Source organism: Puia sp. P3, from assembly GCF_050632245.1.
Taxonomy (GTDB): Bacteria; Bacteroidota; Bacteroidia; order Chitinophagales; family Chitinophagaceae; genus Puia.
In genome coordinates this window covers 2,399,209-2,413,173 of record NZ_CP192583.1, presented here as the reverse complement: position 1 = coordinate 2,413,173, position 13,965 = coordinate 2,399,209, and the positions used below count along the sequence as shown (strand labels likewise).

Genomic DNA, 13,965 nt, shown 5'->3' with positions numbered 1-13,965 from the left:
ACCGAATTACTATGGTACGCAACAACTGGACAATCGACGAAATAAAAGCAATCTACGATACGCCATTACTGGACCTGATCTATCGCGCGGCTACGGTACACCGGGAGAACAACGAGACCGGCGAGGTCCAGGTCTGTACGCTACTGTCGATCAAGACGGGAGGATGTCCCGAGGACTGCGCCTACTGTCCCCAGGCTGCCCGCTACAATACGGGCGTCGACGTGCAGGCGCTGATGAAGAAAGACGAGGTACTGGAATACGCCGCCAAGGCAAAGGCCGCCGGTTCTACCCGCTTCTGCATGGGCGCGGCGTGGCGCGAGGTAAGGGACAACAAGGACTTCGATCGGGTCATCGATATGGTAAAGGGGGTGAACGAGATGGGAATGGAAGTCTGCTGTACGCTGGGCATGCTGAACGAAGACCAGGCCAAAAGGCTTGCTGACGCCGGACTCTACGCCTACAACCACAATCTGGACACCTCCAAGGAACACTATAGCGAGATCATCTCCACGCGCACGTATGACGATCGTCTGGCTACGCTGGACAATGTCCGCAAGGCGGGCGTCACCGTCTGCTGCGGAGGCATCATCGGCCTGGGCGAAACCCATGAAGACCGTATCAAGATGCTGCATACGCTGTCTACCCTGCCCCAGCATCCCGAGAGCGTTCCTATTAATGCGCTCGTCCGCGTAAAGGGTACTCCGCTGGCCGACAACCCCAAGGTGGACACCTGGGATATGGTCAGGATGATCGCCACGGCCAGGATCCTGATGCCAGCCACGATGGTTCGGCTCAGTGCGGGACGCGCGGAGATGAGCCAGGCAGAGCAGGCCCTCTGTTTCATGGCGGGAGCCAATTCGATCTTTGCCGGAGAGAAGCTGCTGACCACTCCCAATCCTTCTTTTGAAGAGGACAATCTGATGTTCGGGCTGCTGGGCCTGAAGCCGAGGGTCGCCTTCAAGGAGGAGAAGGAATTAATTGCGTAATTGAGTGCGCATCTCGCCGGCGACCGCACGCAGATGCCCTACTTCCTCGCAGAGGTAGGTGTTGCCGGCGAGCACTTCGTCGATAGCCGCCACCATTTCGGTGCTGGGAGAATTCTTCGTCACATAGCCATTGGCGCCGTTTCGCAGCATTTCGTTCACGTAAGAACGCTCTGCCTGCACGGAGACGCCGATGATCTTGATATCAGGGGAAAATTGACGTATTGTACGGGTGGCTTCGATGCCATTGACCGGAGTCATATGAATATCCATCAGTATCACGTCCGGTTGTAGCTGCCTGGCGGCCTCGATGGCTTCCCTGGCCGTTGGCGCACTGAGCGATTACGCTAATCCTCGGTACCTGATTCAGTACCCAGGTCCACGCTTCCCGTACGTGCAGATGATCGTCTACGATAATAAGCTTGATCATGGAAGGTTTTTTCTAACCGATCAAAATTAATGTTTCGGTAATAATAAAAAAGGAAAACTGTCAAATCGTGTACCGATTACCCATTTCCCCTGAAAACCAGGCTAAAAGCACTTAGGGCGAGCCGAGGTATTCCATATAAGAAAAAGCGCAGTGAGGATCGTTGCAGCGGAAAATGGGGCGCCGGCGAAGTACAAACAGGCCCGGCATCCGCCGGGCCTGTTGCTTTACCCTTAAAACAACCAACATGAAAAGAATCTAACAAGATCCGGGAACAAATGGTTCAAAAAGGGTTGTTAATGCTTTTCGGCCTTGCGCGTTAGCGGCCTTATACCAGCGACAGTTCGAGGACCTGTTGCATGGTCTTGACAAAATTAAATTTAAGTCCCTTTATAAAGGCTGAATCGATCTCCTGTACGTCTTTTTCGTTCTGCCAGCAGAGGACGATCTCCTTCAAACCCGCCCGGCGCGCAGCGAGGATCTTTTCCTTGATGCCGCCTACGGGCAGGACCTGTCCCCGCAGCGTGATCTCACCCGTCATGGCCAGATAGGGTTTCACCCTGCGGCCGGTGAGTGCGGAGGCGATGGCCGACATCATGGTCACGCCCGCGCTGGGTCCGTCCTTGGGCACGGCGCCTTCGGGAACGTGGATATGGATCGTTTTCTTATGGAAGATCTCGGGATCGATATCGTATTTACGGGCGTTTGACTGCAGATAGGTCAGTGCAGTCGCGGCGCTTTCCTTCATGACGTTCCCCAGATTGCCGGTCAGCTTCAGGTCGCCTTTGCCGTCGCTGAGGCTGGTCTCGATAAAGAGGATGTCTCCGCCTACGGGGGTCCAGGCAAGTCCTACGGCTACTCCGGGCATATTGGCGACCTTGTAGAGGTCGTTGCTGTACCGGGATTTTCCCAGCACCTTTTCGATATCGACGTTCGTCAGGTGTGCCTTCAGTCGCCCCTTTATCGCGTATTCCTTCGCCTGATAGCGCATGATGGAGGCCAGTTGACGGTCGAGATCGCGAACGCCGCTCTCCCGTGTATAGTCCTGTATCACCTTTTCCAGCACCTTGTCGGAGATCTTGAAGTTCAGCGGTTTCAGGCCGTGGAGGTCCTTTTGTTTCGGAACGAGGTGTCTTCTGGCGATCTCCACCTTTTTCTTCTACCGCGTAGCCGCTGAGAGTCGATGATCTCCAGGCGGTCCGCGCAGGGCGTGCGGGATGGCATTGATATCGTTGGCGGTGGCGACGAACAGTACTTTACTCAGGTCGTATTCGAGTTCGAGGTAGTTGTCGTAGAAGGTATGGTTCTGTTCGGGGTCGAGGACCTCCAGGAGCGCCGAAGATGGATCGCCACGGAAATCGCTGCCTGTCTTGTCGATCTCGTCGAGGATCATTACGGGATTCGAGGACTTGATCTTGCGCAGGGACTGGAGGATACGGCCGGGCATGGCGCCGATATAGGTCTTGCGGTGGCCGCGGATCTCGCTTTCGTCGTGCAGGCCGCCGAGGCTGATTCGGACGTATTTGCGGCCGATGGCGCTGGCGATGCTGCGGCCGAGCGAGGTCTTGCCGATACCGGGAGGGCCGACAAAACAAAGGATCGGACTCTTCATGTCGCCTTTTAATTTGAGTACCGCCAGGTATTCCAGTATTCTCTCCTTCACTTTATCCATGCCATAGTGATCGTGGTCGAGGATCTTCTTGGCCTTTTTCAGGTCGTAGGAATCTTCTGTATAGTCGCCCCAGGGCAGCTCGAGCATCAGGTCGAGGTGATTGTAGACGACGGAATAGTCGGGTGTCGTGGGGTGCATGCGTTCGAGCCGTTCGATCCCTTTGCGAAACAGGTCGCGTGCGGCGGCCGGCCATTTCTTGCTCTCCGCCTTCTTCTGCATCTCTTTGAGCTCGCGTTCGTTGGTATCTCCTCCCAGTTCGTCCTTGATGCTTTTCAGCTGCTGCAGGAAGTATTCGCGTTGCTGTTTGTCGAGCTCGGTTTTGGTCTTGTTGGTGAGCTTGTTCTTGAGTTCGGCGAACTGGAGTTCGCGCTGGAGCAGCTGCATCAGCAGGTCTGCCCTTGATTTGATATGGTGGATCTCCAGGGAGCTGCTGTTTTTCGTGCAGTTCGGTGTTGAGATTACTGGATATGAAATGGATGAGAAAAGAAGGGTTTTCGATATTCTTCAGAATGATCGAAGCCTCGGAAGGGATATTGGGAGACAGCTGGATGATCTGCGCCGCCAGGTCCTTGATATTGGAGACATAGGCTTCAAAGTCCTGTTCTTTCGGGGCCTCTGCTTCCTGCAGCAGGACAACCTGGGCCTTGAAATAGGGGTCTTCCGCGGTGATAGCTCCGACCTTGAACCTTCTTTTACCCTGAAGGATAACCGTAGTTCCGCCGTCGGGCATTTTAATGAGTTTGATGATACGCGCGACGGTACCCACGTCCTCCAGGTCACCCATGCCGGGATCTTCGATGGTACTGTCTTTTTGCGCCAGCACGCACGATAAGCTTGTCCGCCTTATAGGCGTCGTTGACCGCCTTGATGCTTTTGTCTCTGCCGACGGTGATGGGGAGGACCACGCCGGGGAAGAGTACAGTATTGCGGAGGGGAAGGACGGGAAGCTCTTTGGGTATCTCTATATCGTTGAGGTTCTCATTATCGGTCTCATTCAAGGGTATAATGGGCATGAAATCCAGGTCATCTTCGGCACGCATGAATAAATTCTCTTTCATCAGTGGTGTTTGAGTATGTGCAATCTGTAACAAAATAGCACTCTTATCCAGAAAAACAAAACCCTCCCACAGGAGGGTTCTGAAACAAAATTACATAATTGGCTTAAAATATCCGAAAACCTGCGTACAACTGCCATCCCTGGTTCTTCCAGGGATTGTTCGGTGCCTACATCATTGATGTTATTTAGCCCTATGACATACCTTGCCCCGACCATCAGGCCGGAGAGGTTGAGCTGCGCACCACCTACCATGGAGAAGTCTCCCTTCTTAAATGCATTCCTGGTGTTGTCAACCAGGTGCTGGTCCTGATTGAGCAGGATACCGAACTGGGGTCCGACCCAGGATGCTCAGCAGGGGGATTGGCCTGATGTTTAACAGCACCGGAACGGTAAGATAGTTCAGTTTCCCTTTTACGTCATTGACGCCGTTGGGGTAGATTGAGCTGAACTGGGTACCCGTACGATAGTTCGTCTGGTTGAACAGCAGTTCGGGCTGGATACCGATGTTCGGGGTGAAATTGACCTGTGCAAAGGCGCCGACGTTGTAGGCGAACTGGTATTCGTCGCTGAACGACTCGCCGTTCATTTTAAAAAGGTTGGCGCCGGCCTTGATCCCCAGGTGAACACCCCTGGGCACTGGCTCCCAGTGCTGGCGGTCACAAGTAATACGGATAATACAATTGCGGTCCTCTTCATGTTGGTTTGATTTATGAGTCCCCGTGAGGCCTCAGTTATTGAATGGATTGCAAGTAGTATTTCAACTTATGTGCCAGTAGTTTTAGGGAGAACTGAACCGGACAAAGTCCGGTTCGCACACGAGGCCTTTCGGCCGGGTGTGCAGATATTATGAGATTGGGACAAAAAATTGAATTTTTATGGTTAATTTTTTGTCCCACATTTTCTACACAGGTCTGTTTAAGTCTGTCAATTTATTTTGCTGCCGTCGCTTTCTTCTTCAGGCGGATATCTTTGATCTGATAGCCGAGATAGGCCTGAAAACCGTGCTCGCGCCACTTGATCCGAGTTATTGATACCGTTAGCATCGGTAATATTCCATACATAACGCGCGCCAATCTTCACTTTGCCCAGGTTCAGCTGTCCGCCGATGACGACGGCCAGGTCATTTTTAGCGAAGATGCCTTTGTTCTGGTCGCTGAACCAAAGTCCCTTGGTCTGGTTGACCAGGTAGCTGTACTGGGGTCCTGCTAGGATCGATAATTCGGGCGTAGGTTTAAAAGCGACCAGTACGGGAAGCGAAATATAGTTGTTGATGGCCTGGCCGGAATGTACGCCGTCGCCGGGATAGATCTGGCCGAATTCTTCAGAGGTCTGGGTGACGATCTGATTCCAGATCAGCTCGGGCTGCAGCACCCAGCGCTTTGAAAAATTCAGTTCTCCGTAGAAGCCGGCGACCGCGCCAGGCTGGACCTCGGTATTCATTGACCTGCCGCTTACCTTGATCAGGTTGACGCCGCCCTTAATACCCAGTTGAAGTGATTCCTGGGCGTCGGCATTTGCAGTAGTCAAGGTTACGAGCATGAGAGAAAGGGCGATCGAAGCTAGCGGAAGAGCAAATTTGTTCATGCTGAATTTCATTGTTGGTGCTGTTTTGTGTTTCATTCTAATTATGGGGTGAAAGTACATTTGATTAATTTATTGGTTTGTTAAAATCCTTAAATGACTCGTTAAATGTTAAAGCTTTCTTAAGCCAGTTCGATTACCGTTATCTCCGGCAGTATCCCAAAACGGCCCGGATAGCCGATAAATCCGTACGCCGCGGTTGACGTATAATTTTTGTTTTCCTTCCTCATAGAGTCCGGCCCACTGGCGGTACACCAGGCTGACGGGGCTCCATTTGAAACCCGGCAGCTCCACTCCCCACTTGCATACCGTGAGTATGTCCGGCGAGCATGAGGTCGACGTCGGGGTAATGGGTTCTTACCTCGGCGTCCCAGTGGCTCAGGTCGTGGCTCATCAGGATCTTAAAGGGATATTCTTCCGTCCCTGCGTGGGCTTCGTTCATCTTACCGTATTTGGGGAAACGCGCCTTGGCGCTCCAGTTCTCTATGCCAAGAAGTGCGATCCGGTCCCCTCTCCTTTCCAGGACGACGTGTTCGTTCATCAGCAGGCGCCAGCCCATTTCTGCCTGTATCTGTTTGAGGTGCTCGAGGTTGGCCTTTTTAGTCTGTTCGGACTCCCACCAGTAATAATCGCCGTAGTCATGGTTTCCCAGGGTGGAATAGACCCCCATCGGGGCGGTCAGGCGGGCGAAAACGGCCCTGGTAGTCTTTCATTTCGGTGGCGATGCTGTTGACCAGATCGCCCGTAAAAAGGATGATATCGGGCTTTTCGGCCAGGACCATATCGACACCCCTGCCTACCGCTGCGGGATCGCCAAAGCTACCTGAATGAATATCAGACAGTTGCACAATTTTAAGGCCTTTAAAGCCGGGGGGAACATTGTCAAAGGCCAGTCGGTGGCGCTGGATCTTATAATTATATTTATTGGCGAAGCCGGCGACCAGGAGGTAAACAGGCCTCCCCCGAGTCCGATCCCCAGCCAGCTGAGAAATACGCTGCGGGAAATGGGTTCGCCTTCGAGAGGCTCCGGATTTGGTGAGCAGCCACTTGGGCGGCCCGCCGGATATCGTCTATCAAAAGAAGACGGATGCGATCAGCGCTTGCTCATGAAAAGACCGGCGACCAGGGCCAGAAGATAGGAATAGGTCTTTGGCGCCTTGTACCGCAGGCTGGGCAGGATGAAGAACATGGTAAACAGGGAAAGCAGGGAAATGATCCAGTAGATGGTATAGATCAATAGTCTGGTCCGGGGTAAGAGCCCCTGGGAAAGCTCCTTAACGGCCTGAAAGACGTAGAAATCCACCAGCAGGGCAACCACCAGAAAGACCAGCTGAAATCTTCGGCTACGCATTAAAAATTGTATTTATGTGATTTTGGCCTTTCAGGAGATGGACCGTTTTGGGTGCAAAATTGCGGCAAACTTCCGTAAATCAGGAAAGTTCTTCGAATTTCTCCTGAAGAATGTACATTTGCCATCTTGTCAAAAACTTTATTTTGTCATCTTGTCGATTGGTGACAATTTTACGCAAAATGGGTTTGGCCCATTGCGATGAGATAATATAATATGGGAAAAACTATAGGAGTTGCAAACCAAAAAGGAGGAGTAGGTAAGACCACCTCAGCGATCAATCTGGCCGCCAGCTTTGCTGTGCTGGAATTCAAAACGCTGCTGGTAGACGCCGATCCTCAGGCGAACAGTACTACCGGTGTAGGGTTCGATCTGCACAATGTTACCCAGAGTCTTTATGACTGTATGGTGAATGGCATCCCGGTAAAGGACGTGATCCTGAAGTCGGAGATCCCGCACCTGGACGTCGTTCCTTCGCATATCGACCTGGTAGGTTATGAGATCAGAAATGATCAACTACCCCAACCGGGAAAGCGTGCTGAAAGGCATTCTCGAGCCGATCAAAGACGAATATGATTTTATCATCATCGACTGCTCGCCTTCGCTGGGTCTGATCACGGTGAATGCTCTGACGGCCGCCGATTCGGTGATCGTGCCGGTGCAAACCGAGTTTTTCGCGCTGGAAGGGCTTGGCAAGCTGCTGAACACGGTGAAGATCGTGCAGAGCAGGCTGAATCCCAGTCTGGCGATCGAAGGCATTCTGATGACGATGTACGACGGACGTCTCCGGCTGTGCAACCAGGTGGTCAGCGAGGTCCGCAAGCATTTCGACGAGATCGTTTTTAACACCATTATTCACAGGAACACGAAGATCAGCGAGGCGCCGTCCGTCGGTAAGCCGGTGATCCTGTACGATGCGCTCAGCAAGGGTTCCGTCAACTATCTCAATCTTGCGAAGGAGATCCTGCAGAAGAACAATATGACGCGCATCAAACAAGAGGAGAGAATTTTAGAATAACGCAATGCACCAATGAGCACACCCAATAAAAAAAGTGATAAAGAGGCCCTGGGGAAAGGAATCAGGTCCCTGCTGAAGAGCATCGACGCTGACCTTAAGACCACGTCGGGCGACCTGAAGCCATCGGTCGTCGAGACGGTAACCAATATGTTGCGTATACCGCTGGGTGAGATAGAGACCAACCCGCGCCAGCCGCGTCATGATTTTGACGAGCAGGCCCTGCAGGAGCTGGCACATTCTATCCGGCTGCACGATATCATCCAGCCGATCACGGTCAGCAAGCTGCCGACCGGAAAGTACAGGCTGATCTCGGGTGAGCGCCGATACCGGGCGGCAAAGCTGGCCGAGCTGAAAGACATCCCGGCCTATGTGAGGCAGGCCGACGACCAGCAGCTGCTGGAGCTGGCGTTGCTGGAGAACCTGCAGCGTGAAGACCTGAATGCAATGGAAATTGCGCTCAGCTACAAGCGGATGATGGAAGAGCTGAACTACACGCAGGAGCAGGTGGCGGAGCGGATGGGGAAAGAGAGGAGCACGGTGGCCAACTATATCCGTCTGCTGAAGCTGCCGCCCGATATCCAGTGTCGCGGTTCGCAGCAACCAGCTTTCGATGGGTCATGCGCGTGCGCTGATCAACGTAGACACTGTCGACAAGCAGTTGTATTTATTCAAAGAGATAAAGGAAAAAGGACTTTCCGTTCGTCAGACGGAAGAACTGGTGCGCAAGCTCTACAAGGAGGGCGGCGCGCCCGGCGCTGTTAAAAATTCGGTAAAGCCCGCCCTGCCGGAGGCTTACAAAAGAATTGAGGATAACTTAGCCTCGCATTTCAGCACAAAAGTAAAGCTCAATCACACCAAGAAAGGAGAAGGAAGTATTTCAATTGAGTATTACTCTCTCCAGGAATTGAATAAATTGCTGGACCAGCTGGGCGTTTCCGTCAACTAAGCAGTTTCTACATGAAAATGGTCCGGATTTTTTGATCATCGCGGGATTCCTGTTCCTGCATGGCCATTGTCAGTGCCAGGTAAAGAACGACACGATACCTTCCTTTATAAAGGGGAAGCCGGCAACGGGCACCCGGGTGACGGATACTCTGCCGCGCGGGCCGCATCCGAAGGGGCACAAGCAGAAGGCGCCCGAAGTCGATTCTCTTGGCCGCAAAGTACACAGTCCGAGAAAGGCCACGCTCTATTCTACCTTTTGTCCCGGTCTCGGACAGATATACAACCGCAAATACTGGAAGCTGCCGCTGGTGTATGCAGCCGTGGGCATTCCCGCCTATACTTTCTTCTATAACCGCAGCTGGTATCAGAAATGCCAGGCTGCGATAGCGCTGATCGATCCATATGTCGAAAAGGGGGATACGATCCCGGCCGCTCTTGCCTCACAGGTCGACCCGAGGCTGCGGACGTTTGTCGAGGGCAACGGAAACATCAATTCGCTGCGTACCTACCGCAACGAGTTCAGGAAGGACCAGGACTATTCCGTTCTTTTTTTCCTGTTATTCTGGGGGCTGCAGATCGTGGATGCGACGGTAGACGCTCACCTGATGAGCTTCGACGTCAGCGACAAGCTGAGTCTGCGCCTGGACCAGCCATCGGGTGTAGCCGGTCCTGGCGCAACGGGGATGGGGCTGGGTCTGGCCTTTGACTTTCACAAGGCCCGGAGCCGGTCGCTGAAACCGCTGCCCTAAAACTTCATAGTCCACAAAAACTGTCGTAAATTTGCCGCTAAATCTATTCGCAGTATGAAGATTGCGCTCATTGGGTATGGAAAAATGGGGCATGCGATCGAGGAGATCGCCGTCACAAGGGGCCATACTATCGTGCTCAAGGTATCGATCGACAACCTGGAAGACAACACCGTCGAAAAGATCCGTCAGGCGGATGTTGCCATCGAATTTACGGGTCCCGAAAGCGCTTTCGAAAATATCATGCGCTGTCTGGAGGCGGGGGTTCCGACGGTAAGCGGTTCGACGGGCTGGCTGGACAGGCTGGATACGGTTCAGAGTGCCTGCCGTCAGCAAAATGGGGGCTTTCTCTATGCCAGCAATTTCAGTGTTGGCGTCAATATCTTTTTCGAAGTCAACCGGCGGCTGGCCGAACTGATGGAGCCTCATACGGACTACGAAGTGCGGATATCGGAGATCCACCATACCCAGAAGAAGGATTCGCCCAGCGGGACGGCGATTACGCTGGCCGAACAGATACTGGAAAAAATCCCCCGTAAAAAAGGATGGGTCAATCATATTAGTGATAACTTAGATGAATTGGAGATACTGAGCGATCGGATAGACCCGGCGCCCGGCACTCACCGGATAGAATACAGTTCGGAGATCGATTCCATCGAGATTACGCATACAGCGCATAGCCGGAAAGGTTTTGCCCTGGGTGCGGTGCTGGCGGCTGAATTTATAAAGGGTAAAAGCGGTCTCTTCCGGATGAGCGATGTGCTGGGTTTCTGATCCATTGCCAACCGGGATGGGGATCCCGCAGACTGGTCCCACAAATACTACAAAAGAAAGGATAAAAAATGCTTTCCAAAAAGACACAATATGCCTTCCAGGCTCTGATGTACCTGGCGCAAAAAGAAAAAGACGAGCCGGTACTGATCGCGGAGATCGCCAAGAAGAAAAAGATCCCGCTGAAGTTCCTGGAGAATATCCTGCTGGAGCTGAAAAATGCGAATATCCTGGAAAGTAAGAAAGGGAAGGGAGGCGGATACTATTTCGCCAAGAACCCGAAGGATGTTCCGCTGGCTACGGTCATGCGGCTGCTTGACGGCCCGATCTCTCTCCTGCCCTGCGTCAGCCTTTACTTCTACGAGCGCTGTAAGAACTGCGACGAAAAGAGTTGTGGTTTGCATTCGGTCATGTCGCAGGTTCGCGACGCCAACCTCAAGATACTCGAGAAGAAGACGATCGCCGACCTTGCAAGGGAGTAGCCGGCCGGGGCACTGGGGGCTGCCGCGGGCTCACCCCATCAGAAAGACATACACCTGGCTTTCTTTCCGAGGCTCAGCAAATGATTTCCGCATACTCTTTTGGCAATGTCCAGCAGCTGCTGTACTCTTTCTGTGAGTAGCCCTGCCTCCTGCTCCGAAATTATGAAATGATCTTTGTAACGGGCATCCACATAGCCCTGGGTCAGCAACCGGAAAAGATGCTCCTCTTCGGGGTTATCGCGGGGAAACAGGGTTGCCAGTTCGAGGGAGAGACGGTTGGTATACCTTCTTAATTTGTCGAGATTATGGGTTGTCGGTTTGTAGCCTGTAAACACCAGAAGAATGGCCTGATAGATCTGTTCTGCGGCCTGGTGGAGCAGAAAGGTCGTTATTTTCCATTCTTTATTTTGCAGGCTGAACCGGGCATTGTTATAGAAGGCATTGGCCTGCCCCGCCCATCTTTCAAAGTCTCTTTCGGCCGTCTTCCTCACCGCATCGAAATCCGGAAGTCCGGGCTTCTCCAGCCGCGTGATACCCGCGTCATACAGCAGGATGCCATTCATGGCCACCAGGCTGAAGAAATACTGACGTGCGACGAGCTGCCGGTTGATATGGTCGATATCGTGGACCACCGTTGTAACGGAAGCCACCCCGCGGCAACGGTTCTCGAGGATATCCTGAAGCTCATAGTCGGCGCGGCGCTCGCCGCGCGCGGTCGCTATCAGCAGGTCGAAGGGAAGCTGGCCGGGTGATAGCGCATGGCTGAACAGTTCCGCGTCGCCTTCGACGCTGTAGACTCCAAAAAGAATGATCTTTTCCGGGTGGATGGCGTCCACTATGATCCGGATGGCGGCGTTCAGCTGGTCGCGCAGGGCAGGAGATAAGTGTTTTATGGAAGTATTCATAGTTAAACGGTCTTTTCTAGCAACTTAATTGGCTATATTTGTAGTAACAATACCAAAATAAAGTTAACTAATAATATTGGTATTTTATCAATAAACAGGGTGTGAATATTTTTGTGTGGACAATTTTATTGCTATGCATTTTTTAGGAAAAAATTTGAGGTGGCTCCGGAAGCAATCGTCTAAAACCCAGTCTGAGATTGCAGCGCTGATCAAAAAAGGGCAGACGACAGTGGGCAACTGGGAGAACGGGATAAGCGAGCCCAACCTGGAGGAACTGCTGATCATCAGCAATTATTTTGATATTCCGCTGGATACGCTGCTGAAAGTAGATCTGTCGGAAGTAAACGTCTATCAAAGGCAGGGCAACTCTGGTGTGGCCATGTACGATCACGCCGACGCGGAGGCTTCGATGGCAAGGGAAGACAAGCTGAACTATGTCCTGGAGGAAATAAAGAATCTCCGGGAAGAAATGGAGCGCATCAACTCCCGTCTTCCCGAAAACAAATAGAAAGAGGCCGCCTGGAAGCGACCTCGCTGTAAAAGCTTTCCCGGGCTTTTCGCTATCCGATGTTTTCGATGACGATGGCGGACGCTCCCCCACCCCCGTTGCAAATCCCTGCGGCGCCGTACCGGGCCTTGTTCTGACGGAGTGTATGGATCAGCGTTACCAGGATGCGCGCCCCGCTGGCGCCCAGCGGATGGCCGATGGCTACCGCGCCGCCGTGTACATTGACTTTGGCCGGGTCCAGCCGCATGCGTTTCGTATTTTCAATACCGACGACGGCAAACGCTTCATTCAATTCCCAATAGTCGATGTCTTCCATCTTCAGCCCTGCCTTAGCCACTGCTTTGGGAACGGCGATAGCCGGAGTAGTTGTGAACCATTCCGGCGCCTGCTCCGCGTCGGCATAACCCAAGATCCGGGCCAGGGGTTTCAGCTTCAGCTGCTCCGCTTTTTCCCTGCTCATAATAACGAGGGCCGCCGCGCCGTCATTCAGCGTGGATGCGTTGGCGGCAGTCACCGTTCCGTCCTTTTGAAACGAGGGCTTCAGTTCCGGGATCTTATCGAATTTGACATTGAACGGCTCTTCGTCCTTTGCGATCTGTATTGGATTGCCCTTTCGCTGCGGCACTTCTACCGGCACCACTTCGTCCGCAAACTGACCGGCCGCCCAGGCGGCCTGCGCCCGCTGATAGCTGGCGATGGCGAAAGCGTCCTGGTCTTCCCGGCTGACGCCGCAGGTGGTCGCGCAGAGCTCGGCCGCATTTCCCATGGCCTTGCCGTCATAGGCGTCCGTCAGTCCGTCTTTCGCCAGTCCGTCGATCAGGCTGCTATTCCCGTATTTATTCCCCCAGCGAAGCTGTTCTACATAGAAAGGCACATTGCTCATGCTTTCCATTCCACCGGCGACCGCGATATCCGTGTCGCCGAGCAGGATACCCTGGGCAGCCTGTACCACGGCTTTCATCCCGCTGGCGCAAACCTTGTTGACGGTGGTACATACCACGTTGTCCGGGAGACCCGCCCCTTTCGCCGCCTGTCTGGCGGGAGCCTGTCCGAGATTGCCCTGCAATACACAGCCCATCAATACTTCCTGAACCTTGTCGGCCGCCAGCCCCGCCTTTTCGAGCGCGCCCCTGATGGCGATAGCGCCCAGTTGCGGGGCCGAAAAATCCTTGAGCGCCCCGCCGAAACTTCCTATCGGGGTACGGACTGCAGAGACGATGACGACTTCTTTATTCATATGGGAGTTTGTTTTTGATGCGTGAAGTTAAGCAAAAAACTAACAAGTGTTAGTGTTTCCCGCTGACGCGGCAAAAACCCGGATTATCGACTGGCGGGATCAGAATTTTTGATTAATTAGCAATATGAAAGCAGCAAGCGTCCAGGACATTAAAACAGAACTCAAAGACCTTCCTCCCTCCCGGCTTGTCGACATCTGTCTGCGGCTGGCCCGGTTCAAAAAGACAACAAGGAACTGCTGACCTATCTGCTGTTCGAAGCCGCCGACGAGGGCGCCTATATCGAG

At 53.1% G+C, this 13,965-nt stretch carries 18 protein-coding genes and 4 pseudogenes; 10 read left to right on the top strand and 12 right to left on the bottom strand.

Annotated elements, in window-relative coordinates:
- The first annotated feature begins 11 nt into the window (after positions 1-11).
- Positions 12-986, top strand: coding sequence for a biotin synthase BioB (gene bioB / locus ACQ86N_RS14450; protein WP_431215748.1), 975 nt, complete (start codon positions 12-14; stop codon positions 984-986).
- On the opposite strand, the pseudogene ACQ86N_RS14445 reads toward bioB, so the two are convergent.
- The 10 genes and pseudogenes from ACQ86N_RS14445 to ACQ86N_RS14400 form a co-directional block, all read right to left on the bottom strand.
- Positions 975-1,304: pseudogene (locus ACQ86N_RS14445) on the bottom strand (response regulator); the annotation flags it as partial. The gene bioB and the pseudogene ACQ86N_RS14445 overlap by 12 nt on opposite strands.
- A gap of 434 nt (positions 1,305-1,738) precedes the next feature.
- Positions 1,739-2,560, bottom strand: a complete 822-nt coding sequence (locus ACQ86N_RS14440; protein WP_431215747.1) for a S16 family serine protease — start codon at positions 2,558-2,560, stop codon at positions 1,739-1,741.
- Positions 2,561-2,569: 9 nt separating this feature from the next.
- Entirely contained in the window at positions 2,570-3,466 is an 897-nt protein-coding gene (locus tag ACQ86N_RS14435) for an AAA family ATPase (RefSeq protein WP_431215746.1), read from the bottom strand.
- 100 nt (positions 3,467-3,566) lie between these two features.
- Positions 3,567-3,866: pseudogene (locus ACQ86N_RS14430) on the bottom strand (LON peptidase substrate-binding domain-containing protein); the annotation flags it as partial.
- Positions 3,859-4,140, bottom strand: a complete 282-nt coding sequence (locus ACQ86N_RS14425; protein WP_431215745.1) for an LON peptidase substrate-binding domain-containing protein — start codon at positions 4,138-4,140, stop codon at positions 3,859-3,861. The gene ACQ86N_RS14425 and the pseudogene ACQ86N_RS14430, both read right to left, overlap by 8 nt.
- A 288-nt stretch (positions 4,141-4,428) precedes the next feature.
- Positions 4,429-4,776, bottom strand: a complete 348-nt coding sequence (locus ACQ86N_RS14420) for an outer membrane beta-barrel protein (protein WP_431215744.1) — start codon at positions 4,774-4,776, stop codon at positions 4,429-4,431.
- 287 nt (positions 4,777-5,063) lie between these two features.
- On the bottom strand, positions 5,064-5,735 hold the full coding sequence (locus tag ACQ86N_RS14415) for a porin family protein (protein ID WP_431215743.1): 672 nt from the start codon (positions 5,733-5,735) through the stop codon (positions 5,064-5,066).
- A 211-nt stretch (positions 5,736-5,946) separates the two neighbouring features.
- Positions 5,947-6,390, bottom strand: a complete 444-nt coding sequence (locus ACQ86N_RS14410; protein ID WP_431215742.1) for a metallophosphoesterase — start codon at positions 6,388-6,390, stop codon at positions 5,947-5,949.
- A complete protein-coding gene (locus ACQ86N_RS14405) occupies positions 6,359-6,568 on the bottom strand; it encodes a metallophosphoesterase (RefSeq protein ID WP_431215741.1) in 210 nt (69 codons plus the stop codon). The genes ACQ86N_RS14410 and ACQ86N_RS14405 overlap by 32 nt, the downstream gene beginning before the upstream one ends.
- A gap of 245 nt (positions 6,569-6,813) precedes the next feature.
- Entirely contained in the window at positions 6,814-7,071 is a 258-nt protein-coding gene (locus ACQ86N_RS14400; protein ID WP_431215740.1) for a hypothetical protein, read from the bottom strand.
- Between the two features lie 213 nt (positions 7,072-7,284).
- On the opposite strand from ACQ86N_RS14400, the gene ACQ86N_RS14395 reads away from it, so the two are divergent.
- The 8 genes and pseudogenes from ACQ86N_RS14395 (at position 7,285) to ACQ86N_RS14360 (ending at position 11,030) form a co-directional block, all read left to right on the top strand.
- The gene (locus tag ACQ86N_RS14395; protein WP_431215739.1) at positions 7,285-7,644 is read left to right on the top strand and encodes an AAA family ATPase; all 360 of its coding nucleotides are present in this window, start codon (positions 7,285-7,287) and stop codon (positions 7,642-7,644) included.
- Positions 7,565-8,086, top strand: a complete 522-nt coding sequence (locus ACQ86N_RS14390) for a ParA family protein (protein ID WP_431215738.1) — start codon at positions 7,565-7,567, stop codon at positions 8,084-8,086. Before ACQ86N_RS14395 ends, ACQ86N_RS14390 begins: the two co-directional genes overlap by 80 nt.
- A gap of 12 nt (positions 8,087-8,098) precedes the next feature.
- Positions 8,099-8,608: pseudogene (locus tag ACQ86N_RS14385) on the top strand (ParB/RepB/Spo0J family partition protein); the annotation flags it as partial.
- 88 nt (positions 8,609-8,696) lie between these two features.
- Positions 8,697-8,753 (top strand): annotated as a pseudogene (locus ACQ86N_RS14380) (hypothetical protein); the annotation flags it as partial.
- Positions 8,754-8,804: 51 nt separating this feature from the next.
- Complete coding sequence (locus ACQ86N_RS14375; RefSeq protein ID WP_431217418.1) at positions 8,805-9,032, top strand: hypothetical protein; 228 nt, start codon at positions 8,805-8,807, stop codon at positions 9,030-9,032.
- A 31-nt stretch (positions 9,033-9,063) separates the two neighbouring features.
- Positions 9,064-9,780, top strand: a complete 717-nt coding sequence (locus ACQ86N_RS14370) for a DUF5683 domain-containing protein (RefSeq protein ID WP_431215737.1) — start codon at positions 9,064-9,066, stop codon at positions 9,778-9,780.
- A gap of 54 nt (positions 9,781-9,834) precedes the next feature.
- Entirely contained in the window at positions 9,835-10,551 is a 717-nt protein-coding gene (gene dapB / locus ACQ86N_RS14365) for a 4-hydroxy-tetrahydrodipicolinate reductase (RefSeq protein ID WP_431215736.1), read from the top strand.
- 68 nt (positions 10,552-10,619) lie between these two features.
- A complete protein-coding gene (locus ACQ86N_RS14360) occupies positions 10,620-11,030 on the top strand; it encodes an RrF2 family transcriptional regulator (protein ID WP_431215735.1) in 411 nt (136 codons plus the stop codon).
- 38 nt (positions 11,031-11,068) lie between these two features.
- Here ACQ86N_RS14360 and ACQ86N_RS14355 read toward each other — a convergent pair whose 3' ends face one another.
- On the bottom strand, positions 11,069-11,935 hold the full coding sequence (locus ACQ86N_RS14355; protein WP_431215734.1) for a HEPN domain-containing protein: 867 nt from the start codon (positions 11,933-11,935) through the stop codon (positions 11,069-11,071).
- A 133-nt stretch (positions 11,936-12,068) separates the two neighbouring features.
- Here ACQ86N_RS14355 and ACQ86N_RS14350 point away from each other — a divergent pair, with 133 nt between their 5' ends.
- Positions 12,069-12,443 (top strand): helix-turn-helix domain-containing protein, encoded by a 375-nt coding sequence (locus ACQ86N_RS14350; RefSeq protein ID WP_431215733.1) that lies wholly within the window; start codon positions 12,069-12,071, stop codon positions 12,441-12,443.
- Positions 12,444-12,495: 52 nt separating this feature from the next.
- Here the strand turns inward: ACQ86N_RS14350 and ACQ86N_RS14345 are convergent, their stop codons facing one another.
- Positions 12,496-13,680, bottom strand: coding sequence for an acetyl-CoA C-acyltransferase (locus ACQ86N_RS14345; RefSeq protein WP_431215732.1), 1,185 nt, complete (start codon positions 13,678-13,680; stop codon positions 12,496-12,498).
- Positions 13,681-13,965: the final 285 nt, after the last annotated feature.

Bases quoted from the DNA above. Each gene is read 5' to 3' on its own strand.
- bioB (WP_431215748.1), top strand. From the start codon at position 12: ATGGTACGCAACAACTGGACAATCGACGAAATAAAAGCAATCTACGAT.
- ACQ86N_RS14435 (WP_431215746.1), bottom strand. From the start codon at position 3,466: ATGCAGCTGCTCCAGCGCGAACTCCAGTTCGCCGAACTCAAGAACAAG.
- ACQ86N_RS14425 (WP_431215745.1), bottom strand. From the start codon at position 4,140: ATGAAAGAGAATTTATTCATGCGTGCCGAAGATGACCTGGATTTCATG.
- ACQ86N_RS14415 (WP_431215743.1), bottom strand. From the start codon at position 5,735: ATGAAATTCAGCATGAACAAATTTGCTCTTCCGCTAGCTTCGATCGCC.
- ACQ86N_RS14410 (WP_431215742.1), bottom strand. From the start codon at position 6,390: ATGGGGGTCTATTCCACCCTGGGAAACCATGACTACGGCGATTATTAC.
- ACQ86N_RS14400 (WP_431215740.1), bottom strand. From the start codon at position 7,071: ATGCGTAGCCGAAGATTTCAGCTGGTCTTTCTGGTGGTTGCCCTGCTG.
- ACQ86N_RS14395 (WP_431215739.1), top strand. From the start codon at position 7,285: ATGGGAAAAACTATAGGAGTTGCAAACCAAAAAGGAGGAGTAGGTAAG.
- ACQ86N_RS14390 (WP_431215738.1), top strand. From the start codon at position 7,565: ATGAGATCAGAAATGATCAACTACCCCAACCGGGAAAGCGTGCTGAAA.
- dapB (WP_431215736.1), top strand. From the start codon at position 9,835: ATGAAGATTGCGCTCATTGGGTATGGAAAAATGGGGCATGCGATCGAG.
- ACQ86N_RS14360 (WP_431215735.1), top strand. From the start codon at position 10,620: ATGCTTTCCAAAAAGACACAATATGCCTTCCAGGCTCTGATGTACCTG.
- ACQ86N_RS14355 (WP_431215734.1), bottom strand. From the start codon at position 11,935: ATGAATACTTCCATAAAACACTTATCTCCTGCCCTGCGCGACCAGCTG.
- ACQ86N_RS14350 (WP_431215733.1), top strand. From the start codon at position 12,069: ATGCATTTTTTAGGAAAAAATTTGAGGTGGCTCCGGAAGCAATCGTCT.
- ACQ86N_RS14345 (WP_431215732.1), bottom strand. From the start codon at position 13,680: ATGAATAAAGAAGTCGTCATCGTCTCTGCAGTCCGTACCCCGATAGGA.